Raw genomic sequence first — 1,016 nt, forward strand, 5'->3', positions numbered from 1 at the left:
CACCGAGGTTCGCTCATCTGCACGTCCCGGGAACAACACATCCAACGGGCGTGCGCTCTGCGCATCGCCCTGTTCCTCCGCATTGGGAATCAGAGCTGCCAGTCCTCGCCCGAGTCCACTGCGCCGCCCTGTCCTGTGCGCGCTTCCCTCTGACGGCTTGGATGGCTTGGCTGACTTGGACGGCTTGTGACCACCGTGTGACTCGTCAGACGCGGCCGCATGCTGCCCGACGGGAGCGGTGTCCTCCGGGCGTTCGACGTCGTCGCTCACTGCGGATGTCAGCATTCGGGATTGTCCCGCTTCCCCGCTCGGCCGCTGCCTACCAGTCACTCGGTCATCCTCCGTCGTCCTCGAGAGCCGTTCGACGATGTTTCACGTGAAACATCGCTCGAGCGCCGTCTGCGCCATTGTCCCATCATTGACACGTCTCTCCGCGCATGTCGCGTGTCGCGGGTTCGCATGATCCTTCCCGGGCGGGCGCACGGTCACAACCCGGTGATCGCTGTACTCAGTCCTGAGCGAGACGTCTACTGATCTCGAGCGCCGCCTTGCGGTAGGCCAAGGCACCCGTGCTCCGCGGATCATAGGTGATCACACTCTGACCGTAGCTCGGCGCCTCCGAAACCCGCACCGACCGCGGAATCACCGTCTCGAGCGTCTGTTCAGGGAAGTGGGTCCTCACCTCTTGCTCGACCTCTTGGCTCAGGTTCGTGCGCCGATCTGCCATGGTCAGGAGGATCGAGGAGACATGCAGTCCGGGATTGAGATCCTGACTGATCCGTCGAATCGTGGACCAGAGCTGACTGAGCCCCTCGAGTGCGTAGTACTCCGTCTGGATGGGGATCAGCACCTGATCCGTCGCGACCAGCGCATTCAGTGTCACCAGGCCCAGGGAGGGAGGGCAGTCGATGAGGACGATGTCCACGTCCCTGTGCAGTGAGAGGGACTCCGAGAGAGCATCTGAGAGCAGATACCCCCGCCGAGGCAGGTCCACCATCCCAATCTCTGCACCGGAG

General features: G+C 63.3%; 1 protein-coding gene. It reads right to left on the reverse strand.

Annotated elements, in window-relative coordinates:
* Positions 1-508 precede the first annotated feature (508 nt).
* The coding region (locus FK530_RS24250) for a ParA family protein (RefSeq protein ID WP_146489410.1) at positions 509-1,016 on the reverse strand (508 nt) is incomplete at its 5' end.

Source organism: Tsukamurella conjunctivitidis, from assembly GCF_007858475.1.
Taxonomy (GTDB): Bacteria; Actinomycetota; Actinomycetes; order Mycobacteriales; family Mycobacteriaceae; genus Tsukamurella; species Tsukamurella conjunctivitidis.